The 26763-nt window shown below is 68.2% G+C and carries 26 protein-coding genes; 12 read left to right on the top strand and 14 right to left on the bottom strand.

Annotated elements, in window-relative coordinates:
• Window positions 1–202: 202 nt before the first annotated feature.
• Entirely contained in the window at window positions 203–1306 is a 1104-nt protein-coding gene (locus C8C96_RS05440) for a GGDEF domain-containing protein (RefSeq protein WP_121941703.1), read from the top strand.
• Window positions 1307–1334: 28 nt separating this feature from the next.
• Here C8C96_RS05440 and C8C96_RS05435 read toward each other — a convergent pair whose 3' ends face one another.
• Entirely contained in the window at window positions 1335–2186 is an 852-nt protein-coding gene (locus tag C8C96_RS05435) for a M48 family metallopeptidase (RefSeq protein ID WP_121941702.1), read from the bottom strand.
• Between the two features lie 130 nt (window positions 2187–2316).
• Between C8C96_RS05435 and C8C96_RS05430 the strand changes: the two genes are divergently transcribed.
• The 3 genes from C8C96_RS05430 to C8C96_RS05420 all read left to right on the top strand — a co-directional run bounded on the left by C8C96_RS05430 (window position 2317) and on the right by C8C96_RS05420 (window position 5882).
• Window positions 2317–3711, top strand: a complete 1395-nt coding sequence (locus tag C8C96_RS05430) for an AmpG family muropeptide MFS transporter (protein ID WP_056057321.1) — start codon at window positions 2317–2319, stop codon at window positions 3709–3711.
• Between the two features lie 150 nt (window positions 3712–3861).
• Window positions 3862–4584, top strand: coding sequence for a response regulator (locus C8C96_RS05425; RefSeq protein WP_056057318.1), 723 nt, complete (start codon window positions 3862–3864; stop codon window positions 4582–4584).
• Window positions 4585–4625: 41 nt separating this feature from the next.
• On the top strand, window positions 4626–5882 hold the full coding sequence (locus C8C96_RS05420) for an ATP-binding protein (protein WP_121941701.1): 1257 nt from the start codon (window positions 4626–4628) through the stop codon (window positions 5880–5882).
• Window positions 5883–5905: 23 nt separating this feature from the next.
• On the opposite strand, the gene C8C96_RS05415 is transcribed toward C8C96_RS05420, so the two are convergent.
• Window positions 5906–7150, bottom strand: coding sequence for a YbfB/YjiJ family MFS transporter (locus C8C96_RS05415; protein WP_121941700.1), 1245 nt, complete (start codon window positions 7148–7150; stop codon window positions 5906–5908).
• A gap of 72 nt (window positions 7151–7222) precedes the next feature.
• Between C8C96_RS05415 and C8C96_RS05410 the strand changes: the two genes are divergently transcribed.
• Window positions 7223–8107, top strand: coding sequence for a LysR substrate-binding domain-containing protein (locus C8C96_RS05410; RefSeq protein WP_121941699.1), 885 nt, complete (start codon window positions 7223–7225; stop codon window positions 8105–8107).
• Window positions 8108–8140: 33 nt separating this feature from the next.
• The gene (locus C8C96_RS05405; protein ID WP_121941698.1) at window positions 8141–9262 is read left to right on the top strand and encodes a nitronate monooxygenase family protein; all 1122 of its coding nucleotides are present in this window, start codon (window positions 8141–8143) and stop codon (window positions 9260–9262) included.
• Window positions 9263–9475: 213 nt separating this feature from the next.
• Here the strand turns inward: C8C96_RS05405 and C8C96_RS05400 are convergent, their stop codons facing one another.
• The 7 genes from C8C96_RS05400 to radA are packed head-to-tail and all read right to left on the bottom strand — an operon-like array spanning window position 9476 to window position 15615.
• Entirely contained in the window at window positions 9476–10450 is a 975-nt protein-coding gene (locus tag C8C96_RS05400) for a glycosyltransferase (RefSeq protein WP_121941697.1), read from the bottom strand.
• Window positions 10451–10462: 12 nt separating this feature from the next.
• Window positions 10463–11746 (bottom strand): O-antigen ligase, encoded by a 1284-nt coding sequence (locus C8C96_RS05395; protein WP_121941696.1) that lies wholly within the window; start codon window positions 11744–11746, stop codon window positions 10463–10465.
• The gene (locus C8C96_RS05390; RefSeq protein WP_121943892.1) at window positions 11743–12558 is read right to left on the bottom strand and encodes a glycosyltransferase family 2 protein; all 816 of its coding nucleotides are present in this window, start codon (window positions 12556–12558) and stop codon (window positions 11743–11745) included. Before C8C96_RS05390 ends, C8C96_RS05395 begins: the two co-directional genes overlap by 4 nt.
• Before the next feature lie 3 nt (window positions 12559–12561).
• Window positions 12562–12768, bottom strand: a complete 207-nt coding sequence (locus C8C96_RS05385) for a zinc-finger domain-containing protein (RefSeq protein WP_056057299.1) — start codon at window positions 12766–12768, stop codon at window positions 12562–12564.
• A gap of 5 nt (window positions 12769–12773) precedes the next feature.
• On the bottom strand, window positions 12774–13712 hold the full coding sequence (locus tag C8C96_RS05380) for a branched-chain amino acid transaminase (protein WP_056057294.1): 939 nt from the start codon (window positions 13710–13712) through the stop codon (window positions 12774–12776).
• Window positions 13713–13751: 39 nt separating this feature from the next.
• Complete coding sequence (locus C8C96_RS05375) at window positions 13752–14186, bottom strand: glycerate kinase (RefSeq protein ID WP_116748618.1); 435 nt, start codon at window positions 14184–14186, stop codon at window positions 13752–13754.
• A gap of 49 nt (window positions 14187–14235) precedes the next feature.
• A complete protein-coding gene (gene radA / locus C8C96_RS05370; RefSeq protein WP_056057287.1) occupies window positions 14236–15615 on the bottom strand; it encodes a DNA repair protein RadA in 1380 nt (459 codons plus the stop codon).
• Between the two features lie 113 nt (window positions 15616–15728).
• On the opposite strand from radA, the gene hpaI reads away from it, so the two are divergent.
• The 3 genes from hpaI (at window position 15729) to C8C96_RS05355 (ending at window position 18271) form a co-directional block, all read left to right on the top strand.
• Window positions 15729–16559: a 4-hydroxy-2-oxoheptanedioate aldolase gene (gene hpaI, locus C8C96_RS05365; RefSeq protein WP_121941695.1), complete on the top strand. Its 831-nt coding sequence runs from the start codon at window positions 15729–15731 to the stop codon at window positions 16557–16559.
• Between the two features lie 34 nt (window positions 16560–16593).
• On the top strand, window positions 16594–17571 hold the full coding sequence (locus tag C8C96_RS05360; RefSeq protein ID WP_121941694.1) for a 2-dehydropantoate 2-reductase: 978 nt from the start codon (window positions 16594–16596) through the stop codon (window positions 17569–17571).
• 76 nt (window positions 17572–17647) lie between these two features.
• Window positions 17648–18271, top strand: a complete 624-nt coding sequence (locus tag C8C96_RS05355; RefSeq protein ID WP_121421944.1) for a glutathione S-transferase family protein — start codon at window positions 17648–17650, stop codon at window positions 18269–18271.
• Between the two features lie 75 nt (window positions 18272–18346).
• Here the strand turns inward: C8C96_RS05355 and C8C96_RS05350 are convergent, their stop codons facing one another.
• Window positions 18347–19927, bottom strand: coding sequence for an ABC transporter substrate-binding protein (locus C8C96_RS05350; protein ID WP_121941693.1), 1581 nt, complete (start codon window positions 19925–19927; stop codon window positions 18347–18349).
• Window positions 19928–20015: 88 nt separating this feature from the next.
• A complete protein-coding gene (locus C8C96_RS05345) occupies window positions 20016–20624 on the bottom strand; it encodes a LysE/ArgO family amino acid transporter (protein ID WP_121941692.1) in 609 nt (202 codons plus the stop codon).
• Between the two features lie 77 nt (window positions 20625–20701).
• Between C8C96_RS05345 and C8C96_RS05340 the strand changes: the two genes are divergently transcribed.
• Window positions 20702–21589, top strand: a complete 888-nt coding sequence (locus tag C8C96_RS05340; protein WP_121941691.1) for a LysR family transcriptional regulator ArgP — start codon at window positions 20702–20704, stop codon at window positions 21587–21589.
• Between the two features lie 37 nt (window positions 21590–21626).
• Here the strand turns inward: C8C96_RS05340 and C8C96_RS05335 are convergent, their stop codons facing one another.
• On the bottom strand, window positions 21627–22436 hold the full coding sequence (locus C8C96_RS05335) for a siderophore-interacting protein (RefSeq protein WP_121941690.1): 810 nt from the start codon (window positions 22434–22436) through the stop codon (window positions 21627–21629).
• Between the two features lie 71 nt (window positions 22437–22507).
• Between C8C96_RS05335 and C8C96_RS05330 the strand changes: the two genes are divergently transcribed.
• Window positions 22508–22999, top strand: coding sequence for a MarR family winged helix-turn-helix transcriptional regulator (locus C8C96_RS05330; protein WP_121941689.1), 492 nt, complete (start codon window positions 22508–22510; stop codon window positions 22997–22999).
• A 91-nt stretch (window positions 23000–23090) separates the two neighbouring features.
• Here C8C96_RS05330 and C8C96_RS05325 read toward each other — a convergent pair whose 3' ends face one another.
• A complete protein-coding gene (locus tag C8C96_RS05325) occupies window positions 23091–23990 on the bottom strand; it encodes a hypothetical protein (RefSeq protein ID WP_121943891.1) in 900 nt (299 codons plus the stop codon).
• 138 nt (window positions 23991–24128) lie between these two features.
• The gene (gene alr, locus C8C96_RS05320) at window positions 24129–25244 is read right to left on the bottom strand and encodes an alanine racemase (RefSeq protein ID WP_121941688.1); all 1116 of its coding nucleotides are present in this window, start codon (window positions 25242–25244) and stop codon (window positions 24129–24131) included.
• Between the two features lie 156 nt (window positions 25245–25400).
• Here alr and lplT point away from each other — a divergent pair, with 156 nt between their 5' ends.
• A complete protein-coding gene (gene lplT, locus C8C96_RS05315) occupies window positions 25401–26705 on the top strand; it encodes a lysophospholipid transporter LplT (RefSeq protein ID WP_121941687.1) in 1305 nt (434 codons plus the stop codon).
• Window positions 26706–26763: the final 58 nt, after the last annotated feature.

The raw sequence follows: 26763 nt of genomic DNA, 5'->3' as shown, positions 1-26763 counted from the left end.
TATTCCACTGGCGCATCCAGCTGATTGGGCTTGAAATGGGTTGCCAGAGGCCGTCACAGGCCCTGGTTGCGTGCTCCGCGCCGCCGGGTGCCCAGCGGCGATCAGACCCCGGGATACCAGCCAGTTCGCCGCACCCCCGACACCGCCGGGGGCTACGATGGAGCGGTTTGCCACCTCTGCAGGCCGCCCGTGCCCCCGTGCCATGACCCCATCCAACGCGCCGCGCCCCCCGCTTGAACCCCAGCGCGGCTCCAGCCTCGCGGGCAAGGCCTACTGGGCCATGGTGCAGCGGGTTGCGCTGACGGCCGCTGCCATCGACGCGGGCTACATCCTGCTGTTTCTGTGGCTGGGCTCGATGCCGCTGGCGGCCGTGAATGTGCTGAGCATCGCCATGTACCTGGGCGCCTACCGGCTCATCCAGAAGCGCTACAACACCGCTGCACTGGCCCTGATCTGGCTGGAGGTGATCGGGCACTCGGCCCTGGGCTCGCTGCTCATCGGCTGGGAGAGCGGCTTTCACTACTACCTGCTGATGTTCATCCCCGCCATCGTGATCGCCAACACGCGCGGCTATGCCGCGCCCATGGTGCTGGCACTGCTGGCCTACTACCTGGGCCTGCACATGCTGAGCGACGCCGTGGGGCCGCTGGACCCGCTGCCCGCGCACAGCGTGAAGATCGTGAACTGGGTGCACATCTGCGTGGTGTTTGCCATGTCGGCAGCGCTGTCGGCGTTCTACCGCCGCACCATCCTCATTGCCGAGGCGCGCCTGCGCAAGCAGGCCACGCGCGACCCGCTGACCGGCCTGGCCAACCGCAGCCACTTTGACGCGCAGGCCACCGAGGCGCTGGAGCGCAGCCGGCGCAGCGGCGCGCCGGTGACGCTGCTGCTGTGCGATGTGGACCACTTCAAGCGCGTGAACGACCAGTACGGCCACGCCGTGGGCGACCAGGTGCTGGTGGCCATGGGCCAGGTGCTGGCCGACAACCTGCGCGAGGGCGATGTGCTGGCGCGCTGGGGTGGCGAAGAGTTCCTGGCACTGATGCCCGCCAGCCCGCTGGACGCCGCCAGCGCCACGGCCGAGCGCATCCGCGCCGCTGTCGCCCGGGCGCCACTGCCCGTCGGCCCCGAGCCATTGGCCCTGACGCTGTCGTTTGGCGTGGCCCTGGTGCACGGGCCCGACGACCTGCAGGCCGCCATTGCCCGCGCAGACCAGGCGCTCTATGCCGCCAAACACGCGGGGCGCAACCGGGTGCAGCTCGCGGGGGAAGACGCCGCCAGCAGCACCCTGGCGGCTCAGTCTTAGAGGCTTCGAGCCTGCGGAATCTCGCAGGTCAACCGTTGCGGCGCGCGGCCTCGTACAGGCCTTGCACCTTGGGCACGTTCTGCTCCAGCTCGCGAATGCGCGCGGGGCCGGATGGGTGGGTGGACAAAAACGCCAGCCCGCCTTGTTTGCTGCCGCTGGCATTGCCCATCTTCTGCCACAGGCTCACGGCGGCCGACGGCTGGTAGCCCGCGCGCGCGGCCAGCTCCAGCCCCACCAGGTCGGCTTCGCTTTCGTCCGAGCGGCTGAACTGCAGCGTGAGCAATTGCCCGCCCAGACCGGCGGCCGCCTGCCCCAGGTCGCCCAGCCCCAGCAGCTGCGAGCCCAGTCGCAGCGCCAGGTTGGTGCCCTGCGTCTTGGCGATGCGCTCGCGTGCGTGCTCACGCAGCGCATGGGCCATCTCGTGGCCCATGATCATCGCGGCCTCGTCGTCGGTGAGCTTGAGCTGGTCGAGGATGCCGGTGTAGAACGCAATCTTGCCGCCGGGCATGCAAAACGCATTGATCTGCGAGCTGCCGATCAGGTTGACCTCCCACCGCCACTGGCGGGCGCGGTCGTTCCAGGGCGTGGCGTACGGGATCAGCCGCTTGGCGATGGCGTGCAGGCGCTGCAGCTGGGGATGGTTGTCGGGCGCCAGCGCGCGCTTGGCGCGGGCCTGCTCCAGCATCTGGCGGTACTGCTGGGCGGCAGACTGCTCCAGCGTCTCGGCGGGCACGAGCTTGCGCAGGCTGGATGCCGAACCCACGTCCACCTGTGCCAGCACCGGCGTGGCCGCAGCGGCGCTCGCTGCCAGCAGGAACGCGCGGCGGGCGGACCAGGGGGACGACGGCGCGACGGAAGGAGCGGGGCAGAAAAGACACATACAAGGCAATCCCAGAAGGAATAATGAGCAGCGCTGGCACACAACACACCAGAGCCTGCCGCGCAGATGGAGGCTGACAGGATGGCTACAAGGGTGCGTCGGCGATGATAGACAAAACCCCCGCTCGCCCATGTCAGACACCTCCACATCTTCCACCCCCAGCCTCGCTCCCGCTACCGCCCCGGACAAGCCCCCGCGCACGCCCTGGCTGCAAACCCTGCGCGTGTACCTGGAGCCCGCCAGCCTGCGCATGCTGACGCTGGGTTTTTCGGCCGGGCTGCCGCTGCTGCTGGTGCTGGGCACGCTGAGCTTTCGCCTGCGCGAGGCGGGCATCGACCGCAGCACCATCGGCTACCTGAGCTGGGTGGGCCTGGCCTACGGCTTCAAGTGGGTGTGGGCGCCGCTGGTGGACCGCATGCCCATCCCGGTGCTCACGCGGCTGCTCGGGCGGCGGCGCAGCTGGCTGCTGCTGGCACAGCTGGTGGTGGTGGCGGGACTCATCGGCATGGCGCTGGCCGACCCGCGCCTCACACTGGGCCCCATCGTGTGGTGCGCGCTGGCCGTGGCGTTTGGCTCGGCCACGCAGGACATTGCGCTCGATGCCTTCCGCATCGAATCGGCCGACGCCAACCACCAGGCCGCGCTGGCGGCGTCGTACCAGACGGGTTACCGCCTCGCGATGATCTGGGCCGGAGCCGGTGTGCTGTGGATTGCCGCGCGCTCCGAGGTCGCGCCCGCGGCCGGCCAGGCCGTGGCCCTGGGTGCCGCCGCGTACCAGAACGGCGCCTGGCAGGCGGCCTATCTGGCCATGGCGGCATCGATGGCCGTGGGCGTGGTCACCGTATTGTTTTCGCGTGAGCCTGCACCCGTGGCGCTGCCCCCCGCCAAGAACGCTGCCGAGTGGATCCAGGGCGCACTGGTGGCCCCGTTTGCCGACTTCCTGCGCCGCTACGGCTGGCATGCGGCGCTCATCCTGGCGCTGATTGCCGTGTACCGCATCAGCGATGTGGTGATGGGCATCATGGCCAACCCGTTCTACGTGGACATGGGCTACACCAAGGACGAAGTGGCCGCCGTGACCAAGATCTATGGCGTGATCATGACGCTCGCTGGCGCCTTCGTGGGCGGCGTGTTGTCCATGCGCTTTGGCGTGATGCGCATCCTGATGCTGGGCGCCATCCTGAGCGCCGCCAGCAACCTGCTGTTTGCCTGGCTGGCGGGCCACGGGCATGACGTGACGGCGCTGATTGCCGTGGTGTCTGCCGACAACCTGGCCAGCGGCATTGCATCGGCCGCGTTCATCGCCTACCTGTCGAGCCTGACCAACGTGAGCTACTCCGCCACGCAGTACGCGCTGTTCAGCTCGATGATGCTGCTGCTGCCGAAGTTCGTGGCGGGCTTCTCGGGCGACTATGTGGATGCGTTTGGCTACGCCCAGTTCTTCACCTCCACGGCACTGCTGGGGCTGCCGGTGCTGGTGCTGGTGTGGCTGGCATCGCGCATCCAGAAGGTCGGTGGCGCCTGATTCATATGTCCAGACAGCTACTAAATCAATAGCAATTTCTGAAGCCTCTCGCCACCCGGTTTACCGGAACTTTACGGGGGCTTCAACACGGGGAGACGGCTGGGCCGGACCATGAAGACAGTTTCAAAGCCTCGCTACTACACTGCCCCCATGAGCTCCCAACTGCTGATGATCGAAGACGACGCCCGCCTCGCGCAGATGGTGGGCGAGTATCTGGGCCAGTCGGGCCTGCAGGTCACGCACCGTGCCGATGGCAAAAGTGGCCTGGCGCAGCTGCAGGGTCCTGATGCCGGGCCGCTGCCCGACCTGGTGATCCTGGACCTGATGTTGCCCGACATGGATGGACTGGAAGTGTGCCGCCGCATTCGCTCGCTGCAGGGCAACGCGGCGCAGGTGCCGGTGCTCATGCTCACCGCCAAGGGCGACCCCATGGACCGCATCATCGGGCTCGAGCTGGGTGCTGACGATTACCTGCCCAAGCCCTTTGAGCCCCGCGAGCTGCTGGCCCGCATCCGCGCCATCCTGCGCCGGCGCACGGATGGTGGCGGCGCGGCAGCCGCCACCCAGGTGCTGCGCTTTGGCACGCTGGAGATCGACCGCGACGCGCGCACCGTGACCGTGGCGGGGCAGCTGGCGGACCTCACCTCGTACCAGTTCGACCTGCTGGTGGCATTGGCCGAGCGCGCGGGCCGGGTGCTCACGCGCGACCAGATCATGGAGGCCGTGCGCGGTCGCGAGCTGGAGGCGTTTGACCGCTCCATCGACGTGCACATGGGCCGCATCCGCGCGGCCATCGAGGCCGACGCCAAGAACCCGCGCCGCATCCTCACGGTGCGCGGTGTCGGTTATGTGTTTGCCAAGCAGCAAGATTGACCGCTGACGCAGCCCCCGCTGCCTGCGCTGTCGCCCCACGCATGTCCTTGACCAACCCTTTTTCCCGCCGCCTTTATCTGCGCATCTGGCTCGCCGTGGTCGGTGGCATGGCGGTGCTGACGCTCACCGTGGGCTGGGCCTGGCGCATTGCCGAGGAACAAAAGGCCCAAAACAACCAGCCGTTTGTGCCGCCCTCGCGCGAGATGGCGGTGCGCGACCCGGGGGGCAACCTGGTGCTGCGCGGCATGGCCACGCGCCAGCCGTCCGAGCCGGGCGAGGTGGTGGAATTCCACATCGAGGCGGAAAACGGCCAGATCTTCACCCTGCAGATGGCCCCACGCCAGCCCCGCATGGGCCGCAACGGCGGCCGACCCGGTGGCCCCGGCCAGGACGAGGCGGCTTTCTGGACCCGCCCGCCCTTCGGCTTCTTGTGGCTGCTCGGCATCGTGGGTCTGGCGGTAGCGGTGGGCGTGTACCCCATCATCCGCCGCCTCACGCAGCGGCTGGAGGCCTTGCAGCGCAGCGTGAAGAAGTTTGGCGAAGGCGACCTGTCGGTGCGGGTGCCCGAGCAGGGCCAGGACGAGGTGGCCGACCTGGCGCGCCAGTTCAACGCAGCGGCAGAGCGTGTGGAAACCCTGGTCAAGTCGCACAAGTCGCTGCTGGCCAATGCCTCGCACGAGCTGCGCTCGCCCCTGACCCGCATCCGCATGGGGCTGGAGCTGATGGGTGGCCAGCAGCCTTCCCCCGCCTTCCGCGAAGAAATCCTGCGCAACATCGCCGAGCTGGACCAGCTGGTGGACGAGATCCTTCTGGCCAGCCGGCTCGACGCGCGCGAGGCCGACGTGGGCACCGTGGAACTGGTGGACCTGATTGGCCTGGCCGCCGAGGAATGCGCGCGGGTGGACGCCGACCTGGACGTGAGCGCGAGCCCCGATTCGCTGGAGGTGCGCGGCGTGGCGAAGCTGCTGCGCCGGGCGATCCGCAACCTGCTGGAAAACGCACGCCGCTACAGCACCGGCGAGATCACCGTGGTGGTGCACCGCCGCCAGGGCCGCGCCGAGGTGCATGTGTGTGACCACGGCCCGGGCGTACCGCCCGGCCAGCGCGAGCGCATCTTCGAGCCCTTCTACCGGCTGCCGGGCGCCAGCGAGCGCGCGGGCGGCGTGGGCCTGGGGCTGGCGCTGGTGCGGTCGATTGCCGGCCGCCACAACGGCACCGTGCACTGCCAGGACCGTGCTGACGGCGACAGCGGCGCGTGTTTTGTGCTGGCGCTGCCGCTGGCACCATCCACGCACTGATCGGCGCCTGCATTCGCGTGTGCTCAGCGCGCTGCCGCGCGGGGCGCCAGGGGCCAGCGCCAGGCCATGGCGGCATACAGCACCGCACCCACACCGAGCGCTGCGGCGGCCACGGCCAGCCCGTAGACAAAGCCCTGCCCCTGCGTGGCCGCGTGGTGCAGCATCCATGCCACCATGGGCGGGCCCACGATCTGACCGATGCCGTAGGCCGCCGTGAGCAGGCCCGGAAAACTGTCGCCCGCCGCAGGCCACACGCGCCGCGCTTCCTGCAGGGCATAAAAGGTGATGGCAGTGAACGGCAAGCCCAACAGCAGGCTGCCCAGCGCAAACCCCGCAGGCCCCGGCCACACCAGGCTGAGCGCGATGGCCCCGGCCTGCACCACGTAGGCTGCCATCAGCAGCCAGCGCCGGTCCCACGCGGCCGGGGTGCGGGTGGACAACGCCGCGCCCAGCGCCACGCCGGCACCAAACAGCGGCCAGAACAGGTCGGGCCAAGGCGACCCCGCAGGCAAGGCAGCGCGCGCAATCACGGGCAAAAAGGTGGCCGTGACGATGTAGCCCAGCCCTGCGAGCCCATAGGCCAGCGTGAGCCCCGTGCGCGCCCAGACTCCGTGGCCGGGGGTGGAGCCGTCCACCAACGGGCCGGAGGCTGCGGCCGACCCGGGCATCGCCACACCCCGCAGCACGGGCCAGATGGCAGCGCACAGCCCCACACTCAGCAGCCCAAACACCGCCCAGCCCGCTGCGGCAGGCCACTGCAGCGCCACCATGGCACTGGCCGACAGGCCGGTGAGCACGATGCCCAGCCCCGGGCCACAAAAGATCAACCCGCCCAGCGCGGGTTGGCCCAGCGCCACCAGCCGCAGCATGCACCACACCGAGACGTTCAAGAACACCAGCGCACTGGCCACCCCGGCCGCAAACCGCAGCGCGGGCCAGGCGCCCGGCAACGGCAGCGCCATGCCCAAAGTGAGCAACACCGTGGCCGCGAGCCCCCAGCGCGCCAGCCGCGCCGCATGCCACCGCTGCCGCGCACGGGGCGCCACCCAGGGCAGCGCCATGCAGGCCAGCGCTCCGATCAGGTACCCGAGGTAGTTGGCTGTGGCCAGCCAGCTGCCGCCGGCCAGCGTGACCACGCCGTCGTGCAGCATCATGGGCAGCAGCGGGGTGAAGGCAAACCGGCCCACGCCCATCGCCACCGCCAGTGCGGCCATGCCCGCCAGTGCTACAGCCAAGGGACGGTCTTGGGGGGTGGTGCGCGGTTCCATGCAGGCGGTTTCCAGTCTATGATTCTGTTTTGAGATTTATTTTTTATTAATCATCTCATAACAAGAATATCTATGGATCTGGCAGCGCTCGAAATATTCCGCGCCGTCGCGCAGGAAGGCAGCGTGACCCGCGCGGCCGAACGGCTGGGCCGCGTGCAGTCCAACGTGACCACGCGCGTGCAACAGCTGGAAGAGCAACTGGGCGCCACGCTGTTCCTGCGCGAGGGCAAACGCATGGTGCTGACGCCTGCCGGGGAGGCACTGCGCGGCTATGCCGACCGCCTGCTGGCGCTGGCCGAAGAGGCCCGCCAGTCGGTGCACCCCGGCCAGCCCGGCGGCCGGTTGCGCCTGGGCGCCATGGAAAGCACAGCCGCCGCACGCCTGCCGCAGCCGCTGGCCCGGCTGCATGCGCAGTGGCCCGGGCTGGTGCTCGAGCTGTCCACCGCCCCCTCGCGCCAGCTGGTGGAGCAGGTGCTGGCCCACACCATCGACTGCGCACTGGTGGCCTGGCCGCCGCCGGGCATCGACGCCGACGCGCCGGTGGAGCACACCGCCGTGTTTGCCGAGGCCCTGCTGCTGGCCCTGCCCGCCGACCACCCGCCCGTGCACACGCCCCAGGACCTGCAGCTGGACACCCTGGCCGCCTTCAGCCCCGGCTGCACCTACCGCCGCATGGGCGAGGCCTTCATGCAGCAAAAGGACGACAGCCCGCCGCGCGTGCTGGAGCTGGCCTCGTACCACGCCATCCTGGCCTGTGTGGCCACCGGTCGCTGCGCGAGCGTGGTGCCCCAGGCCGTGATCGACCTGATGCGCGAGCCGCCTGCGCTGCGCCTGGTGCCCCTGGCCACCTGCAACACAGTGCTGGTGCACCGGCGCGGCTACCGGTCGCCCGCGCTGGACGCGCTGCGGACCGCACTGACCGCCGGCGAAGCACACCGCCCCGCCACATCGACCTGACCCCCTCTCCCACAGATCGCACAAGGAGCCCCCATGCCCGCCGCCTTCACCACCCACCTGCGCCTTGCGCTGCCCATCATCCAGGGCCCGATGACCGGGTCGGACACACCCGCACTGGCCGCCGCCGTGTCCAAGGCCGGTGGTCTGGGCATGCTGGGCTGCGGCATGCGCTCGCCCGCTGCCATGGCCGAGGCCGCCGCCGAGGTGCGCCGCCGCACCGACCGGCCCTTTGGCATGAACCTGTTTGTGCAGGCCACCCCAACGCCGGACGACGCCACGGTGCAAGCCGCACTGCAGCGCCTGGCGCCGTTCTACGCGGAGTTCGGCCTGGTGCCCGAGCGGCCCGCACAGTGGTGTGAGGACTTCGCGGCCCAGCTCGACGCCCTGGTGGCCGCGCGCCCGGCCGTGGCCAGCTTCACCTTCGGCATCCTCACGGCGGCGCAGGTGGCCAGGCTACAGGCCGTAGGCAGCTACGTGATCGGCACCGCCACCACGCTGGCCGAGGCGCAGGCCTGGGCCAGCGTGGGCGCGGATGCCGTCTGCGCCTCCGGCATGGAAGCCGGGGGGCACCGGGGCACGTTCCTCACGCCCACACAGCCCGGCGCCACCGGAGCGGCGCCATCGCTGGCCGACTTTGCGGCCAGCATGGTGGGTACGCTGCCGCTGGTGGCGCAGTGTGTGCAGGCCCTGTCCATCCCGGTGATCGCTGCGGGGGGCATCATGGACGGGCGCGGCATTGCGGGTGCGCTGGCGCTGGGCGCCCAGGCGGTACAGATGGGCACGGCCTTCCTGACCTGCCCCGAGTCGGCGATTGGCCCGGCGTACCGCGAGGCCCTGGCACGCGCCCAGGCCACCGACACGCGCACCACCCGCATCTTCTCGGGCCGGCCAGCACGCGGCATCGTCAACCGCATGATGCAAGCCCTGCAGGCCGACGAGGCCACCGTGCCACCCTACCCCGTGCAGAACGCACTGACGGGCGCGCTGCGCCGCGCGGCCGCCCAGGCGGGCCAGGCGGACTGCCTGTCGCTGTGGGCGGGCCAGGGGGTGGCCCAGGTGCGGCCCATGCCAGCGGCGCAGCTGGTGGCGTTGCTGGCCCAGGAGTGGCAGCAGGCCACCGCGCCGGGTGGAAACTCCACTGCCGGCCACCAATAACTATTATTTCTATAGCACCAGAGGCATATTGGAAAAGCGCTTGCGGCCAAAAACGCCCCAAAACCCGCGCAGCAGCCTCCCCGATATGAACAGGACGCCAAAAACCGGCGCGCTGTCAAACCCGTGCCACCGTGGAGCTGGCTTTGCCAGGCCACGGGTGGCGTCCCCCTCCCGCAGGAGAGGGGGAAGGTGCGAAGCACCTCAGGGGGTGCCTCACTGCCTCCAGGGCAGTTCGCGCGCAGGGCCCTGGATCACGGGCGGCTGGGCATTGAGGGTTTCGCCCGCCAGCACCCGTTCGTACATGCGCAGGTAGTTGCGGGCCATGCGCTCGGCGCCAAAGTGCTCCACCACATGCTGGTGGCAGGCGCGCGGGTCAAAGCGGTTGCCCCGCACCGCCTCGGCTAGCACCGAGGCCTGGTCTGTCAGCACACCGCAGTGCACGGGCACCAGCTCGGGCAAGGCGCCGTAGGGGGTGGAAAACACGGGGCAGCCAAAGTACAGGCTCTCGATCACGGCCAACCCGAACGGCTCGTGCCAGCGCACCGGAAAGATCAGCCCGCGCGAGGCGTTGAGCAGGCCCGTCTTCTGCGTGCCGCCCACCATGCCGTGAAAGTGGATCTTGCGCGACAGCGTCCAGCGAAAGCCGCGCTTGAAGTTGATGCGGTTGCCGCCCAGCACGTCCAGCTCCACCCCGGCCATCTTGGCCACCTTGATGGCGCCACGCACGTTCTTCACGCCCCAGGCCGCCTTGCCCAGGAAGTGGTAGTGCGAGCGCGGGCGGTCAAAGTCCACCGGGCCATAACCCGCCCAGTCCAGCCCGTTGTAGACGAATTCGCTGGATCCGTAGCGCGCCGCATGGTCGCGCGACAGGAACACCGTGTTGCGGGGCAGCGGCTTGGGCTTGCGGGCGTTGCCGTGCTCGGTCACCAAGTAGGGCTTGGACAGCTCGGAGCGTGGGTTGAACTGGAAATGCGTGATGTCCACGTCGGCCGGGATCTGGCCCTCCCAGGGCTCGTCGGGCCGGATGGGCAGTACCTGGCCGAATTCGCAGGTCGAGCCCTCGGGCACCAGGTAGCTCACGCGGTGGCCCTGCTGCACCAGAGTCTTGCCCAGGTCCCAGATCACTCGCTCGGTGCCGCCGTAGCCATACACAGGGATGGGGGAGTTGTTGACCAGCAGGATGTGCATGGCAGAGGTCCTTCAGGAAAGAGCGGCGGCCTGCCCGGGCGCCTGCAGCCGCTGGCGCTCGCGGCCTTGCAGGATGGCCAGCACCAGCATGCCCATGAACAGATAGAACATGGTGCCGCTGTTGTGCCCCAAAAACACCTGGGTCGTGCCAAAGCCCATGTAGGACACGGGCAGCAGCACCCCGATCATGCGCAGGCACAGGCCCTCGGTATCCAGCACGCCCGCACTCCCTGGGAACACGCGCCGCCGCGTGGGCCAGAACAGCACCAGGGGCACACCATAGAAAAACAGCAAGACCACCACGCCGGGGATGCCGCGCTTGGCAAAGATGTCCAGCACCTCGTTGTGGGCGTGGCTGAACTGCAAAACAATCGGGTGGGCCTCGCCGGCAGCCACCCGCCGCTGCTTCTCGGCCTCGTATCCGTAGCGGCCCCAGCCGGTCCAGGGGCGGTCCAGGCCCATGCGCCAGGCCAGGCCCCAGTGCGCCAGGCGCTGGCCCACCGAGCTGGCCGCGTCGCCCCGCGACTCGTACTGCGTGATCTCCTGCCGCGCCTCATCCACGCGCAGGCGCACCTCGTTGGCCTTGAAGGCCATCAGCCCGGCCGCACCCGCCACGACCAACACGCCGCCCACAAGGGCCAGCTTGCGCTGGCCACAGCGGGCCTGCAGCCAGGCGCACAGCAGCAACGCCAGCGGCAGCACCACCCAGCCCCCGCGCGACTCGGACAGCAGCGATCCCTCCAGGCCCAGCAGAATGCCCACCGCCCAGCCCGCACGCTGCCAGGGCTTCCAGCGGTCCCACAGCACCAGCAGCGCGACCGAACACATCAGCCCCAGCAACAGGCTGAGCCCGCCGTACTGGATGGCGTTGGTAAAACCATTGGCGCGCGGCAGGTGCAGCACCATGGCCTGGTACAAACCGATCAGCCCCGCGCCACAGGCGCCGACGGCGATACCGGCCCAGAGCCAGCGCACCCGCGGGGGATAGGCCAGCACATACAGCAGGCACGGCAGCGCCAGCAGGTACTTGGCAGGCCGGTCCAGGTTGGACCAGCTGCCCTGGGCCGGGTCAAAGTCGAGGGCCCAGACCGTGCCCATCGCCACGATGGAGGCCAAAAGCAGCCAGGCATCGCGCCCCGGCCGGCGCCGCAGCCACACCCCGGCGGTGGCCAGGCTGCACAACAGCAACACCACCGCCCCCCAGGAATAGCCCGAGCGCACCCACAGCGCCATACCCGGCACCATGAAGGCCGCCGCGCCCGACAGGCGCACAAAAAGATCTTCAGCTTTGGTCAACGGCGCACGCTCTCGCTCAGTTGCTGGTGGTCGTACTCCAGGGCGGCGTACCGGAAGAACGCCTCCAGTGCCACAAACAGACAATACAGAAAACCCGCCCCGCCACACAAAAAACCCAGCCGAAACACATACAGGCGCAGGAACATGCTGGTGCCCGAGGCCAGGCCCCGCACCACGCCGCCCTTCTTGCCTGCCGCCGCCCGCTTGGCGGCACCGAGCATCGCGTACTGGGTGAGCTTTTCCAGGCTGCCGCGCACGGTGGTGCGCGAGTAGTGCAGCAGCCGCGCTTCGATCAGGCGGCGCGGCACGGTGCCACCGCCCGGTGGTGGCAACAGTTCGGCCTGCTCGTGCACCACACCCGTGAACTCGCGGACCATGGCGCGCACGAACAGGCGCTCGATCTGCGATTGCGAGCGAAAGTGCCTGAGTTCGTGCCCGTAGGCCACCATGCGCCAGCGGATGCTCCACACGGCCTTCGCACCAGAGCGCACGATCGCCTGCAGCTCCTGGGCGAACGCCGGCGTCATCACCTCGTCGGCGTCCAGAAAGAAGATGTAGTCGCCCCGCGCATGGGCCAGCAGCCGGTTGCGCTGCACGGCAAAGCCCTGCCAGTCGGGGTAGTTGTGGACTTCGGCGCCCAGGCGCTGGGCGATGGCCACGGTGTCGTCCGTGCTGCCGCTGTCCACCACCAGCAACTGGTCGGCAAACGCAGCGCTTTGCAGGCAGGCTTCAATGCGGTGCGCCTCGTTGAGGGTCAGCACCGCCACGGTCAACGTGGGCGGCGGCGTAGCGCCGCCGACTGCAACCGGCATCAATCAGTGACCAGCGTGTACGTGCTCACCGGCCTTCAGGCGGTACACCGTGCCACAGTAAGGGCACTTGGCTTCACCCGTGCGGGCCACGTCCAGGTACACCTTGGGGTGGCTGTTCCACAGCTTCATGTCGGCCTTGGGGCTGGGACAGAAAACGCCGCCTTGGGCGTTCAGGTCTTTGGCCAGGAGTTCAACGGTTGCTTGCGACATGTTCTTCAGACCTTGCTCAGCCAGTGGGCGTATTTCGGATTGCGGCCACCGACGATGTCGAAGAAGGCGCTTTGGATTTTTTCGGTGATCGGGCCGCGCGATCCGCTGCCCAGCTCGATCCGGTCGAGTTCGCGGATGGGCGTGACTTCAGCGGCTGTGCCGGTGAAGAAGGCCTCATCGGCGATGTACACCTCGTCGCGCGTGATGCGCTTTTGCACGATCTCCAGGCCCAGGTCCTTGGCGATGTGGAACACGGTGTTGCGGGTGATGCCGTTCAGGGCACCGGCCGACAGGTCGGGCGTATAGATCACGCCGTTCTTGATCACAAAGATGTTTTCGCCCGCGCCTTCGGACACAAAACCCGAGCTGTCCAGCAGCAGGGCTTCGTCGTAGCCATCGTCCGTGGCTTCCATGTTGGCGAGGATGGAGTTGGTGTAATTGCTCACCGCCTTCGCCTGCGTCATGGTGATGTTGACGTGGTGGCGGGTGTAGCTGCTGGTCTTGACGCGGATGCCGCGCTTGAGGCCTTCCTCGCCCAGATAGGCGCCCCAGGCCCAGGCAGCGACCATCAGATGAATCTGGTTGCCCTTGGGCGAAACACCCAGCTTTTGCGAGCCGATCCAGGTCAATGGACGCAGATAGCAGGATTCGAGCTTGTTTTCGCGCACCACGGCTTTCTGGGCCTCATTCACCTCTTCCTTGGTGAACGGGATCTTCATGCGCAGGATCTTGGCGCTGTTGAAGAGGCGGTCGGTGTGCTCTTCCAGGCGAAAGATCGCCGTGCCATTGGCGGTGTTGTAGGCGCGCACGCCTTCGAAGGCGCCGCAGCCGTAATGCAGGGTGTGGGTCAGCACGTGGATCTTGGCGTCGCGCCAATCGACCATCTGGCCGTCCATCCAGATCTTGCCGTCACGGTCGGCCATCGAGGGAACTACGGGGCTCATGGGTGTCCTTTGGTTGCTGTGGGTCGCAAAACCAGGATTTTACGGGGCGGCGGGCGGCGCGCCTTCTCCATCAGCGGCAGGGTTGTCCTGGGGGCGGACCAGGGTCCACACCACCAGCTTGCCCTGCTGGAACTCGCAGGTCACGTACGAGCGGGTGCCGTCGGTCCAGCGGTAGACCTCGGGCTGCACGTTTTCGGCCGACACGCGCTCTCCCAGCGCCTGGGTCATGGCCACCACGTGCATGAGGTTCACGCCCTTCGTCAGCCGGGCGTTGAGCATCACGGCGCTGCCCACATACCCGATGGGGCGCTTGGCGGCCTTTTGCATCACGCTCATCAGCCGCGTGAAGTGCAGCAGGCCCCACATGAGCAGCCCACCGGCCACGGCAGCCACCCCGGCCCAGCCGTAGGCATAAAAACCAAACCCGATCAGGGCCACCGCCCCCAGGGGCACCAGGATATTGCGCAAGTTCATAGGTCGAGATTGTCTTATGGCGCCATGGACATGGCGCTGTGGGCATTGCTTACAGACCGCGCACCACGTTCATGGCCTCTTCCACCCGCTCGACGGCATGGATGGTCAGCCCTTCGATGGGTTTTTTGGGCGCATTGGCTTTGGGCACCACGGCCACGCTGAAACCCAGCTTGGCGGCTTCCTTCAGGCGCTCCTGCCCCCGGGGCGCAGGCCGCACCTCACCGGCCAGCCCCACTTCGCCAAACGCCAGAAAGCCGCGCGGCAGCGCCTTGCCCCGCAGGCTGGAGGTGATGGACAACATCACCGCCAGGTCGGCGGCCGGTTCGCTGATGCGCACGCCCCCCACCGCATTCACAAACACGTCCTGGTCCATGCAGGCCACCCCCGCATGGCGGTGCAGCACGGCCAGCAGCATGGCCAGGCGGTCCTTGTCCAGGCCCACCGACAGGCGCCGGGGGCTGGGGCCGCCACTGTCCACCAGGGCCTGGATCTCCACCAGCAGAGGGCGTGTGCCCTCCAACGTCACCATCACGCAGCTGCCGGGCACGGGCTCGGAATGCTGGCTCAAGAAGATGGCGCTCGGGTTGCTCACGCCCTTGAGGCCCTTTTCGGTCATGGCGAACACGCCGATTTCGTTGACCGCGCCGAAGCGGTTCTTGATGGCCCGCACCAGGCGGAACTGGCTGTGCGTGTCGCCTTCGAAGTACAGCACCGTGTCCACCATGTGCTCCAGCACGCGCGGGCCCGCCAACGCACCTTCCTTGGTCACATGGCCCACCAGAATGACAGCAATGCCCGTGCCCTTGGCCATGCGCGTGAGGTGCGCCGCGCATTCCCGCACCTGGGCGACGGAGCCCGGCGCGCTGGTGAGCTGGTCGGAGTAGGTGGTCTGGATGGAGTCGATGACCACCACGGCGGGCTGCGTGGCCTCCACGGTCGCCAGAATCTTTTCGAGCTGGATCTCGGCCAGCAGCTGTACCTGGCTGCCGTCGATGCCCAGGCGCCGCGAACGCAGCGCCACCTGCGCTCCGCTCTCCTCACCCGTCACATACAGCGTGGGCAGGCCCGCCCGCTGCAGCGCGTCCATGGCCTGTAGCAGCAGGGTCGATTTGCCAATGCCCGGATCGCCCCCGATGAGCACCACGCCGCCTTCCACAATGCCGCCGCCCAGCACACGGTCCAGCTCGTCGATGCCGCTGGGGGTGCGGGCCACGTCCTGGGCCTCGATGGCGGCCAGCGGCAGGACGGGCTGCGCATTGGCCAGGCCCGCGTAGCCTTGCGGCGTGCTCAGGCGGTTCTTGCCCGGCCCGGCCTCGGCCACCTGCTCGATCAGCGTGTTCCAGGCGCCGCAGGACGGGCATTTGCCCAGCCAGCGCGGGCTGGTGCCGCCGCACTCGGTGCAGGTGAACGTGGTTTTTTCTTTGGCCATGGCAGGTGTCGGTGAGGCGCCCCGATGCAGGGGCAGCCGACTATAGCGGCCATGCCCACCTCGATCCGCCGCAGCCCGTACGATGGCGGGCTTGGCACCGCACGGAGTTGACATTGCAGACACCCACCAACCGCTTCAAACAGGCCATGGCCCAAGGCCAGGCGCAAATCGGCCTCTGGCTCGGGCTGGCCAACGCCTACAGCGCCGAAATCCTCGCAGGCACCGGCTACGATTGGCTGCTGGTCGATGGCGAACATGCGCCCAACGACCTGCGCTCCATCCTGCACCAGCTGCAGGCCATCGCCAGCGCCACCAGCGCCCTGCCGCCAGGCGTGCAGGCGCCCCACCCCATCGCCCGGGTGCCGGTGGGTGACACGGCATTGATCAAACAGTACCTGGACATCGGCGCCCAGACCCTGCTGGTGCCCATGGTCGATACGCCCGAGCAGGCCCAGCAACTGGTGCGCGCCACGCGCTATGCGCCCGAAGGCGTGCGCGGCATGGGCAGCGCACTGGCCCGCTCGTCGCGCTGGCAGGCTTACCCGCAGTATGTGCACGAGGCCAACCAGCAGATCTGCCTGCTGGTGCAGGCAGAAACGGTGGAAGCCATGGCTCACCTCGATGCCATTGCCGCCACGCCCGGGGTGGACGGCGTGTTCATCGGCCCGGCCGATCTGTCGGCCTCCATGGGCCACCCCGGCAACCCAGGGCACCCTGACGTCCAGGCCGCCATCCATGACGGCATTGCGCGCATCCTGCGCGCAGGCAAGGCGCCGGGCATCCTGGCCACCACCGAATCACAGGCGCGCCAGTGGCTGGCGGCCGGCGCGCTGTTTGTGGCCGTGGGCGTGGACACCATGCTGCTGGTGAGTGCTGCGCAGGAGCTGCTGGCACGCTACCGCAGCGCGACCAACGCCGCCCCCGCCCGGCCCGCAGGCTACTGAACTTTTCTTCTTTCAGACTCAAGGACAGACATCCATGAAAGCATGTATTTACGGCGCCGGCGCGATCGGCGGCTGGCTGGGCGTGGCCCTGGCGCAAGCGGGCCACACCGTCAGCATGGTGGCGCGGGGCGACACACTGCGCGCCCTGCAGGCCGAGGGGCTGCGCATGCGGCGCGCCGACGGCTCGCTGGCGCAGGTGCCCGTCACAGCCCACAGCGACCCGGCCGCACTCGGCGTGCAAGACCTGGTGGTGGTCGCCGTCAAGGCCCCGGGCCTGCCCGACGTGGCGCGTGCCATGGCGCCGCTGATCGGGCCCGACACCATCGTGCTCACCGCCATGAACGGCGTGCCGTGGTGGTTCCTCGACGGCTTTGGCGGTGCGGCGCAGGGGCATGCCCTTGAATCCGTGGACGCGGGGGGCGTGATTGCCCAGGCCGTCCCGGCGCGCAACGTGGTGGGCAGTGTGGTGCACACCAGCTGCTCGCTGGAGGCTCCGGGTTTCGTCCGCCAGCACTTTGGCAACCGCCTCATCGTGGGCGAACCGGACGGCAGCCGCAGCCCGCGCCTGCAAGCACTGGCCGACACGCTGCAGCGCGGCGGCATCGATGTGGAAGTGAGCGACTGCATCCAGAAGGACATCTGGTTCAAGCTCTGGGGCAACCTCACCATGAACCCCATCAGCGCCCTCACCGGCGCCACCACCGACCGCATCCTGGACGACGACCTGGTGCGCAGCTTTGTGAGCGCCGTGATGCTGGAAGCCAAGGCCATCGGCGACAAGCTGGGCCTGCCGATTGACCAGCAGCCCGAGGACCGCCATGCCGTCACACGCAAGCTGGGCGCGTTCAAGACCTCGATGCTGCAGGACGTGGAAGCGAACAAGCCGATGGAGATCGACGCCCTGGTGGGCGCGGTGCGCGAGCTGGGCCAGATCACCGGCACGCCCACGCCGCACACCAACGCCCTGCTGGGCCTCACGCGGCTGATGGCGCGCACGCGGGGCCTGTACTGATTCATTTCAAGCAAAATCGGCTGCAGGCGCTAGTGGAATATGCGTCAACAGCTATTTAATTCATAGCAAACCAACCATGACCCAACTCACGCTGTACTACACCCCCGGCACCTGCGCGCAGGCCGTTCGCATCGCTTTGGAAGAAGCGGGCGCCCCCTACGACCTGGTGCGCGTGGACTTCGCCGCTGGCCAGCAACGCACGCCCGAATACCTGGCGGTGAACCCCAAGGGCCGCGTGCCCGCGCTGGCCACGCCGCACGGCACCCTGACCGAAACCCCGGCGCTGCTGGCCTATGTGGCGCAGAGCTTTCCAGAGGCGCGCCTGGCGCCCGCCGACGCGCATGGCTTTGCGCGCCTGCAAGAGTTCCACAGCTACCTCGCGTCCACGGTGCACATCGCCCACGCCCACCGCCCCCGCGCCAGCCGCTGGGCGGACGAGCCCGAAGCCCACGCCGCCATGCAGCGCAAGGTGCCACAGAACATGACCGAGTGCTTTCACCTCATCGAAACCCACTACCTGCCGCAAGCGGACCAGGGGCCCTGGGTGATGGGCGAGCAATACACCGTGGCCGACGGCTACCTGTTCACCATCGGCACCTGGCTGCACAGCGATGGCGTGGACATCGCCCAGTTCCCGAAGGTGTTTGCACACACGCAGCGCATGCTGCAGCGCCCCGCCGTGCAGCGCGCGCTGGCCTGATACGCCACCTGCGGACGCAAAAAAGCCCCGGTGCTTCTGGCTCGAAGCACCGGGGCTTTTTGCTGGCTACCGGGATCAGTTCACCTTCAGATACCGCCAGTCGATGCGGTTGTCGGCGCGGTGGATGATGTCCACCTTCTTGGTGCCCGCCCACGGAATCACCTGGTTGTACAGCGGGATGTGCGACACCAACTCATGCTCCTTGATCAGCGCCTGCTCGATCAGGCCGTTGCGCGTGGCGGTGTCCGTTTCCTTCTTCACACGCTCGATCAGCGCGTCCATCTGCGGGTCGGAGAACCGGCCCAGGTTGAAGTTGCCGTCCCCACCCGCGCCCGTCGTACGCACCAGCGACTGCAGGCTGTAGAACGCATCGAACGTGGGCACACCCCAGCCCAGCAGGTAGATGCTGGCTTCGTTGCGCTGGATCATCGGAAAGTAGGTGGCAAACGGCAGCGAGCGCAGCTTGGCCTTCACGCCCACCTTGGCCCAATGTGACGTGATGGCCTGGCACAGCTGCTCGTCGTTGATGTAGCGGCCCGCGCTGCAGGCAAAGTCCACCTCAAACCCGTTGGGGTAGCCCGCATCGGCCAGCAGCTTTTGCGCGGCCTTGGGGTCGTAGGGGTAGCGCACGTCGGCCTTCTTGGTCCAGCCGTTGACCTGGTTGGCGATGAGTGTGCCCGTGGGCTGGGCCAAGCCACGCAGCACCACGCGCTGGATGGAGTGGATGTCGATCGCCTGGTACAGCGCCTTGCGCACGCGCAGGTCCTTCAGCGGGTTCTTGCCCTTCACGTCCGAGCCGGGCAGCTCGTCGCGGAACTGGTCCAGCCCCAGGAAGATGGTGCGGTACTCGGGCCCTTCGAGCACCTGCAGGTTGGGCGTCTGCTTGATGCGCGCCAGGTCCTGCAGGCTCGGGTCGATCACGAAATCCACCTCACCCGACAGCAACGCCGCTGTGCGCGTGGCGTCGGCCTTGATGGGGGTGTAGACGATCTCGGTCAGGTTGGTGGGGTACTTGCCCTTGCCCCACCAGTGGGGGTTGGGCTCCAGCACCACGCGCTGGTCAGGCGTCCACTGCTTGAGCTGGTAGGGGCCGGTGCCCAGCGCATTGCGGTGGGCAAAGTTTTCGTCCTTGGTCTTGATGTCCTTGGGCTCGACCGACTTGTTCTTCTCGGCCCAGGCCTTGCTCATGATGCGCAGCTCGGTCAGCTGGTTCACCAGCACCGGGTTGGGCAGGTCGGAGTGGATGTCGATGGTGTAGGCATCGACCTTTTCCACGCGGTCAATGCCCTGGGTGTAGACGGCGAAGTTGGAGCTTTTGGCCTTGGCCCGCTCCAGCGAGAACTTGGCGTCGTCGGCCGTGAACTCGCTGCCATCGCTGAACTTCACGCCCTTGCGCAAGGTCAGGCGCAGCTGGGTGGGCTTGATGAGCTTCCACTCGGTGGCGAGCGAGGGCTCGGGCTTGAAGGTCTTGCTGTTGTATTCCACCAGCGTGTCGTACACCGCGCCGTGCATGGTGTTGTTCACGCCCACGTTCTGGGTGTGGATGTCCCAGGTGGAAATGTCCACCGAGCGGGACCAGCGGAACGTGGCGGACTGTGCGGCCAGGGGCAGGGCCGCAACAACGGCGGCGGCCAGGAGTAGGTGTTTGAAGCGCATGGACGGGAGGATAGGCAAAAACGCCAAAAAATGCTGAATGGCCAGACTATCCCCCAAGCGGCGCTTTTAGAAAACGAACTTATTCTTCTTAGCTTAGAGCCATCACCCCTGCCAGCACCAGCATGGTGGTGGCCGTCACCCCGTCCAGCACGCGCCACGCCGCCGGGGTGGCAAACAACGGCGCCAGCCAGCGGGCACCCAGGCCGATCAACAAGAACCACAGCGCGCTGGCCAGCGAGCCACCCGCGGCAAACAGCGCACGGCCCCAGGCCGGGTAGGGTGTGGCCATGGTGCCCAGCAGCACCACAGTGTCCAGGTATACATGCGGGTTGAGCCAGGTGAGTGCCACCACGGTGGCCAGTGTGGTGCGCAAACTGGCGCCGGGGCCGCTGGTGGCCACCAACAACTGGCCCGGGCGCAGCGCCCGCGCGGCCGTCTGTACGGCATACATCAACAGGAACAGCGCCCCCGCCCAGCGCATGAACTGCGCCCACTCGGGCCGGGCCAGCAGCACGCCGCCCATGCCCCACACGCCCACCTGCAGCAGTAGCGCGTCCGACAGCGCACACACCAGCACCACGGGCATCACATGCTCGCGCCGCAGGCCCTGGCGCAGCACAAATGCGTTTTGCGCGCCAATAGCCATGATGAGCATGGCGGTGGAAGTGAAACCGTGAACGAAGGCAGTGGAGACCATGGGCACGGATTCTGGCGAAGGGCCTTCGTTGACGCCAGCTATACTTTTTAACGATCCGTCAGAATGGCTAACCACCCATGCAACTCGACTCCGCCCAGCTCAACGCCTTTGCCACGGTGATCGATGAGGGCAGCTTCGAGCGAGCGGCGGCCGTGCTGCATGTCACGCGCTCAGCGGTGTCGCAGCGCATCAAGCTGCTGGAAGAGCGCGTGGGCCAGGTATTGGTGCGCCGCGCCACGCCCTGCACGCCCACCGAGGCCGGGCAGGCGCTGTACCGCCATGCGCGCGAGGTGGCGCTGAGCGAGGCCGACGCGCTGGCCACCATTGGCGGCGGGCAGCACAGCACCACGCGGCTGGCGATTGGCGTGAATGCCGACTCGCTGGCCACCTGGTTCCCCCACGCCATGGCGCAGGCGGCCGAGGGGCAGGCCATCACCTTCGACATCCATGTGGAAGACCAGGACCATTCGGCCAACCTGCTGCGCGAAGGCCGCGTGATGGCCGCCGTGACGGCCGACCCGCAGCCCGTGCAGGGCTGCCAGGTGCTGCCGCTGGGCACGCTGCGCTACCGCGCGCTCGCTAGCCCTGCGTTCATGGAGCGCCACTTTGCGCAGGGCGTGAACGCCACCACGCTGGCGCAGGCACCCATGCTGGTGTTCAACCGCAAGGATGCGCTGCAGGCGCGTTTTGTGGGCCGCATCACGCGCCGCAAGCTCGCACCGCCCGTGCACTGGCTGCCCGAGGCGCATGCCTTCGTCAAAGCCACCCGCGCCAGCCTGGGCTGGGGCATGACGCCCGACCCACTGGTGGAGGATGACCTGAAGACTGGTGCGCTGGTTGAGCTGATTGCAGGCAAGCCGGTGGATGTGCCGCTGTACTGGCAGTGCTGGCGCCTGAATGTGCAGGCCCTGCAGCACGTCACCCGGGCAGTGCAAAAGGCGGCGGCGCTGACGCTGCTGCGCTGAGAGGAAAGTAGCGAGTGATGTAGCAAGCAGGGGCCGACTACGCAGCGCTCGCCAGGTCCTCGTGGTGGTCCGCCGCGCCGCGCTTCCAGTAGGCGGAGATGCGCATGCGTTTGGCGTCCACACCCGGCTTGGCCAGCATGGCGCGGCGCACGGCGGCCATGTCGCTGTGTTCGCCAGCGGCCCAGACAAAGCCCGCGCCGGGCGGCAGCGACAGCGCCTCCACAGCGGCAGGCAGCGCGCTCACCCACTGCAGATCCACCTGCGCCGCGCTCGCCAGCGTGCGCTGGTCGGCCGGGTTGCTCAGCTGGATGCGCACGGTGGCCACCGCGCTGGCGGGCAGCTCGGCCAGGCGGCGGGCGATGGCGGGCAGCGCGGTTTCGTCACCCAGCAGCCAGTGCCAATCGAAGCCCGTGGGCACGACCATGCTGCCGCGCGGCCCGGCAATGCCCACCCACTGGCCCACGGTGGCGCTGGCGGCCCAGTCGGTGGCAGGGCCTGCGTCGTGCAGGGCGACCTCGATGTCCAGCTCGCCCGCTGCGGCGTCAAAACGCGCGGGGGTGTAATCGCGCAGCACGGGGCGGGGGCCGTCGAACACGGGGCGGCCATCTTGCAGCGTGGGCAAGGTGGGGCGGTCTTGCCCGGGCGAGGGAAGGATGAGCTTGAGATGGTCGTCGAACCCGGCACTCACAAAGCCTGCCAGCTCGGGGCCGGCCAGGGTCAGCCGCACAAAGCCGGGGCTGACCTGGGTGCGGCGCACCACCTGGAGGTGGCGGCCCTGCAGGGAATGGCGAATGCGCTCGATGGCGAGGGAGGGGGCCGTGGCGGCCAGGGGCAAGGAAGCGTTCATGGCGTAAAATGTTGATTTAATCAACCAAATCATCCGCCATTCAGTTGACTTTGTCAACCGATAGCCACACCATGCCCCCACGCGCCCGCCCCGATGTGTTTGAAGCCCTGCACGACCTGATGCACGCCTACCGGGCGCGCATGGTGCGCGCGATGACCTCCGTGCATCCGGACCTGACCTTCAATGAAGTGCGCGCGCTGAACTTCATCGGCCGCCACCCTGGCGCCACGCAGAAAGAGCTGGTGCGCCACAGCGGCGCCGACAAGGCCCAAGTGGCACGCATGCTGGGCCTGTTGCAGGACAAGGGCTGGCTGGAACGCCAGCCGCACGCCGAGGACCGGCGCAGCCTGTGCCTCACGCTGAGCGCCGAGGGCCAGGCGCTGTACCAGGCGCTACAGGGCGCGCGGCAAACCCTGTCGGCCCAGGTGCTGGCGGGCTGCGACGACGCCACCCAGGCGCAGCTGCTGGCCCTGCTGGCACGGGTGCGGGCCAACCTGGATGCGCTGCCGCCCGTGGAGCCCGGCGAGGACTGCGGCCATGGCACGGGCCGGTCCTCGCGCTAGGGGCACCCCAGGGGGTTTCCAACGCTTTTGGAGAGATTTTTGCCCTAGGCGCTAGTACAACATGCCTGGATAGCTATCAAAACAAGAGCAATTACCGCCCCTGGATCACCCGCAGCGCCTCGGGCAGCGAATGCACATGGGGCAGGAAGTGGTCGATGGTGGCGCCCAGCAGCACGGCGCAGACCAGCGCGCCCAGCAAGGGCTTCCAGGTCAGGCGCACGGCGGCGCTGAGCCAGCCCTCGCGCTCCACCCCCACGGCGGCGCGGGCAGTGGCCACTGAAAAGGCGATCTCCACCGCCACTGTGAGCAGCACATCCCAGCCAAAAAACAGCATGGCGAGCGACCCCGCACCCAGGATCAGCGCTGCGCCGATGAGAAAGATGGCCACCACGGGCACGACCACCACGGCACCCTCGTCGGCGCTGCCCAGCGCATCGGCCGCGCCCCCGGCAATATCGCCCAGCACGCTGGAGTCGCTGCCGGACCCCCCGCTGGACAGGCCCTGCGTCCACCCGCCCCCAAAGTCCCCCGATGCGCCACCGCCGCCAAAGTTGCCACCGCCGGTGCGGGGCAAGGGCACTTGGCCACCGCCGGTGCGGGGCAAGGGCACTTGGCCTCCCCCGGAGGGGCCATTGCCACTGGGCCACGAGATGTCGGGCAATTCCACACTGCTGCCGTCGCCCGACGACCCGTCCCGACGCACCAGCCGCGCTGCCCAGGCGCGCAGCACCAGCAGATAGCCAACGTAGCCCACCGACAGCGTAATCAAGTACCGCAGTGCCAGTGAATCCACGCCCAGCACCATCTGCAGGTGCGAGGTGGTCCACATCAGCAGCAGCGTGAAGCTGCCGATCAGCAACCCGTGCCAGCGCAGGCTGTAGCGCTGCTGCAGGGTGCGCGCCACCGCGCCGTGGTGCGGCATGCGCACCGAGCGCCAGGTGGAGCTGCCTTTTTTCTTGGAACCGGAGGAGTTGCTGCGGGGTGTGGCCATGGAAGGAGCGCGCTGCGCGCGGCGGCAAACAGACGGCGCCATTTCACACCAGTTTCAGGCCGCGCCCCACACCGGCGGGCCCTGCGGCGTGAACTTGTGCGCGAACCGCGCCCTGCCGCACGCCAATGAAGGGGGGCTTCAGGCCCCGCCGTCCACCACCACCGGCACGCGCTGCGCCAGGGCGCACATCAGCTCGTAGCCCACGGTGCCTGCTGCCTGCGCCACCTCGTCGATGGACAACACCACGCCATTGCTGGCGCGGCCCCAGAGCGTGACCTCGCTGCCAAAGCCCACCTCCACACCCGCCTGCTGCAGGGGCGTAAGGTCCACGGTCACCATGTCCATGCTCACCCGCCCCACCAGGCGCGTGCGCACGCCGTTCACCAGCACCGGCGTGCCGGTGTCGCAGTGGCGGGGGTAGCCGTCGGCATAGCCGCAGGCGGCGATGCCGATGGTGAGCGGCCCATCGGCCGTGAAGCGCGAGCCATAACCCACGGTGTCGCCCGCCTGCAGTTGCTGGGTGGCGATGAGGCGGGTGGACAGCGTCATGGTGGGTTGCAACCCCCAGTGGCTGGCGTTGTGCTCGGGGAAGTCGGGGACGCTGCCATAGACCACGATGCCCGCGCGCACCCAGTCGGCGCGCACGCCCGCATCCTGCGCATGACGCAGGGTGGCGGCGCTGTTGCTCAGGCTGCGCTCGCCAGGCAGGTCCTGTGCCGCAGCGGTGAAGGCCGCCATCTGGTGCGCAATGCCACGCGGGCCATCGGCATCGCTGAAGTGGGTCATGAACGAAATCTCGTCCACCTGCGGCAGCGCATTGAGCCGGGCCCACGCGGCGCGGTAGCGCTCGGGCGTGAAGCCCAGGCGGTTCATGCCCGAATTCATCTTGAGGAACACCCGGTGCGGCACCTGCGTCTTGTGCGCAGCCAGCATGTCGATCTGCTCGTCGCAGTGCACCGCATGCCACAGGCCCAGGCGCGAGCACAGCTCCAGGTCGCGCGGCTCGAACACGCCTTCGAGCAGCAGGATGGGCCCGCGCCAGCCCAGGTGGCGCACGCGCTCGGCCTCGGCCAGGTCCAGCAGCGCAAAACCGTCGGCCCCGCGCAGGCCCTCGTACACCCGCTCGATGCCGTGGCCATAGGCATTGGCCTTGACCACCGCCCACACCTTGGCGTCAGGCACCGACTGGCGCACGCGCGCGAGGTTGTGGTGCAGGGCCGTGGTGTGGATGGTGGCAGCAATGGGACGGGGCATGGGACAGACCTGATGGAGCGAGGGATTTACCGGGGGACCAGCGCCGGATTCTGGCACTGTGGCCGTTTATCCGCGTGATATAACCGCCTGTCCCTCGCTACGATTCTTCACATTTACCAGGGCATCAGCCCAACTGATGCTCTCACCAGCCATTCGATGAAGCGCGGTTTTTACACCATCATGTCGGCGCAGTTTTTCAGCTCGCTGGCCGACAACGCACTCTTCGTAGCCGCTGTGGAACTCCTGCGCACCGGAGGCGCCCCCGAGTGGCAGCGCGCGGCCCTGGTGCCCATGTTCGCATTGTTCTATGTGGTGCTGGCGCCCTTCGTCGGCGCCTTTGCCGATGCGCTGCCCAAGGGCAAGGTCATGTTTGTCAGCAACGCCATCAAGGTGGCGGGCTGCCTGATGATGCTGTTTGGCTCGCACCCGCTCATGGCCTACGCCGTGGTGGGGCTGGGTGCTGCGGCCTATTCGCCCGCCAAGTACGGCATCCTGACCGAACTGCTGCCCGCGTCCCAGCTCGTCAAGGCCAACGGCTGGATCGAGGGCCTGACCATTGCATCGATCATCCTGGGCGTGCTGCTGGGCGGCCAGCTGGTGGGGCAGCAGCTGTCGGGCATGCTGCTGGGCTTTGACTTCCCCGTGATCGACACCGGCGTGGACACCCCCGCCGAGGCCGCCATTGCGGCGCTGATCGCTGTCTATGCACTGGCTGCCTGGTTCAACACCCGCATCCCGCACACCGGCGTGGAGATGCGCCCCCTGCGCGCCGACCCGTCACGCAGCGTGGTGACCAACGCGCTCAACCTGCTGCCCGACTTCTGGGCCTGCAACAGCCGCCTGTGGCGCGACAAGCTGGGCCAGATCTCGCTGGCCACCACCACCCTGTTCTGGGGCGCCGGTGGCAACCTCAAGTTCATCGTGCTGGCCTGGGCCGCCGTGGCCCTGGGCTACAACACCACCCAGGCCTCGGCCCTGACCGGCGTGGTGGCCATCGGCACCGCCGTGGGTGCCGTGGTGGCATCGATGCGCATGCGCCTGGACATGGCCACCCGCGTGATCCCGCTGGGCATTGCGATGGGCTTGCTGCTGATCCTGATGGTGTTCATCAGCAACATCTGGCTGGCCATTCCATTCCTCATCGTGCTGGGCGGCCTGGGCGGCTACCTGGTGGTGCCCATGAACGCCCTGCTGCAGCACCGGGGCCACAACCTCATGGGCGCGGGCCGGTCGATTGCCGTGCAGAACTTCAACGAGCAGGCCTGCATCCTGGGCCTGGGGGCTTTCTACAGCCTGTCGCTCAAGCTGGGCCTGTCGGTGTTCGGCGCCATCACCACCTTCGGGCTGGTGGTGGCGGGCATCATGTGGGTCATCCGCCGCTGGCACCAGCGCAACTGCGTGAACCACCGCGACGAAGTGAACCACTTGCTGGACATCGCGCGGCACGATACGCACCATTGACTCCTGATTGCGAAGCCCCCCTGTGCGGCTTCGCCGCTTCCCCCGAGGGGGACGCACC

This window comes from Acidovorax sp. 100 (assembly GCF_003688355.1).
Taxonomy (GTDB): domain Bacteria; phylum Pseudomonadota; class Gammaproteobacteria; order Burkholderiales; family Burkholderiaceae_C; genus Acidovorax; species Acidovorax delafieldii.
This window is presented reverse-complemented; position numbering and strand designations above follow the sequence as displayed.

Bases quoted from the DNA above. Each gene is read 5' to 3' on its own strand.
- C8C96_RS05330 (WP_121941689.1), top strand. From the start codon at position 22,508: ATGCCCCCACGCGCCCGCCCCGATGTGTTTGAAGCCCTGCACGACCTG.
- C8C96_RS05435 (WP_121941702.1), bottom strand. From the start codon at position 2,186: ATGTGTCTTTTCTGCCCCGCTCCTTCCGTCGCGCCGTCGTCCCCCTGG.
- C8C96_RS05340 (WP_121941691.1), top strand. From the start codon at position 20,702: ATGCAACTCGACTCCGCCCAGCTCAACGCCTTTGCCACGGTGATCGAT.
- C8C96_RS05335 (WP_121941690.1), bottom strand. From the start codon at position 22,436: ATGAACGCTTCCTTGCCCCTGGCCGCCACGGCCCCCTCCCTCGCCATC.
- C8C96_RS05350 (WP_121941693.1), bottom strand. From the start codon at position 19,927: ATGCGCTTCAAACACCTACTCCTGGCCGCCGCCGTTGTTGCGGCCCTG.
- C8C96_RS05325 (WP_121943891.1), bottom strand. From the start codon at position 23,990: ATGGCCACACCCCGCAGCAACTCCTCCGGTTCCAAGAAAAAAGGCAGC.
- C8C96_RS05385 (WP_056057299.1), bottom strand. From the start codon at position 12,768: ATGTCGCAAGCAACCGTTGAACTCCTGGCCAAAGACCTGAACGCCCAA.
- C8C96_RS05415 (WP_121941700.1), bottom strand. From the start codon at position 7,150: ATGGAACCGCGCACCACCCCCCAAGACCGTCCCTTGGCTGTAGCACTG.
- C8C96_RS05360 (WP_121941694.1), top strand. From the start codon at position 16,594: ATGAAAGCATGTATTTACGGCGCCGGCGCGATCGGCGGCTGGCTGGGC.
- C8C96_RS05380 (WP_056057294.1), bottom strand. From the start codon at position 13,712: ATGAGCCCCGTAGTTCCCTCGATGGCCGACCGTGACGGCAAGATCTGG.
- C8C96_RS05375 (WP_116748618.1), bottom strand. From the start codon at position 14,186: ATGAACTTGCGCAATATCCTGGTGCCCCTGGGGGCGGTGGCCCTGATC.
- lplT (WP_121941687.1), top strand. From the start codon at position 25,401: ATGAAGCGCGGTTTTTACACCATCATGTCGGCGCAGTTTTTCAGCTCG.
- C8C96_RS05345 (WP_121941692.1), bottom strand. From the start codon at position 20,624: ATGGTCTCCACTGCCTTCGTTCACGGTTTCACTTCCACCGCCATGCTC.
- C8C96_RS05430 (WP_056057321.1), top strand. From the start codon at position 2,317: ATGTCAGACACCTCCACATCTTCCACCCCCAGCCTCGCTCCCGCTACC.
- radA (WP_056057287.1), bottom strand. From the start codon at position 15,615: ATGGCCAAAGAAAAAACCACGTTCACCTGCACCGAGTGCGGCGGCACC.
- C8C96_RS05390 (WP_121943892.1), bottom strand. From the start codon at position 12,558: ATGCCGGTTGCAGTCGGCGGCGCTACGCCGCCGCCCACGTTGACCGTG.
- C8C96_RS05425 (WP_056057318.1), top strand. From the start codon at position 3,862: ATGAGCTCCCAACTGCTGATGATCGAAGACGACGCCCGCCTCGCGCAG.
- C8C96_RS05440 (WP_121941703.1), top strand. From the start codon at position 203: ATGACCCCATCCAACGCGCCGCGCCCCCCGCTTGAACCCCAGCGCGGC.
- alr (WP_121941688.1), bottom strand. From the start codon at position 25,244: ATGCCCCGTCCCATTGCTGCCACCATCCACACCACGGCCCTGCACCAC.
- C8C96_RS05420 (WP_121941701.1), top strand. From the start codon at position 4,626: ATGTCCTTGACCAACCCTTTTTCCCGCCGCCTTTATCTGCGCATCTGG.
- C8C96_RS05410 (WP_121941699.1), top strand. From the start codon at position 7,223: ATGGATCTGGCAGCGCTCGAAATATTCCGCGCCGTCGCGCAGGAAGGC.
- C8C96_RS05405 (WP_121941698.1), top strand. From the start codon at position 8,141: ATGCCCGCCGCCTTCACCACCCACCTGCGCCTTGCGCTGCCCATCATC.
- C8C96_RS05355 (WP_121421944.1), top strand. From the start codon at position 17,648: ATGACCCAACTCACGCTGTACTACACCCCCGGCACCTGCGCGCAGGCC.
- C8C96_RS05400 (WP_121941697.1), bottom strand. From the start codon at position 10,450: ATGCACATCCTGCTGGTCAACAACTCCCCCATCCCTGTGTATGGCTAC.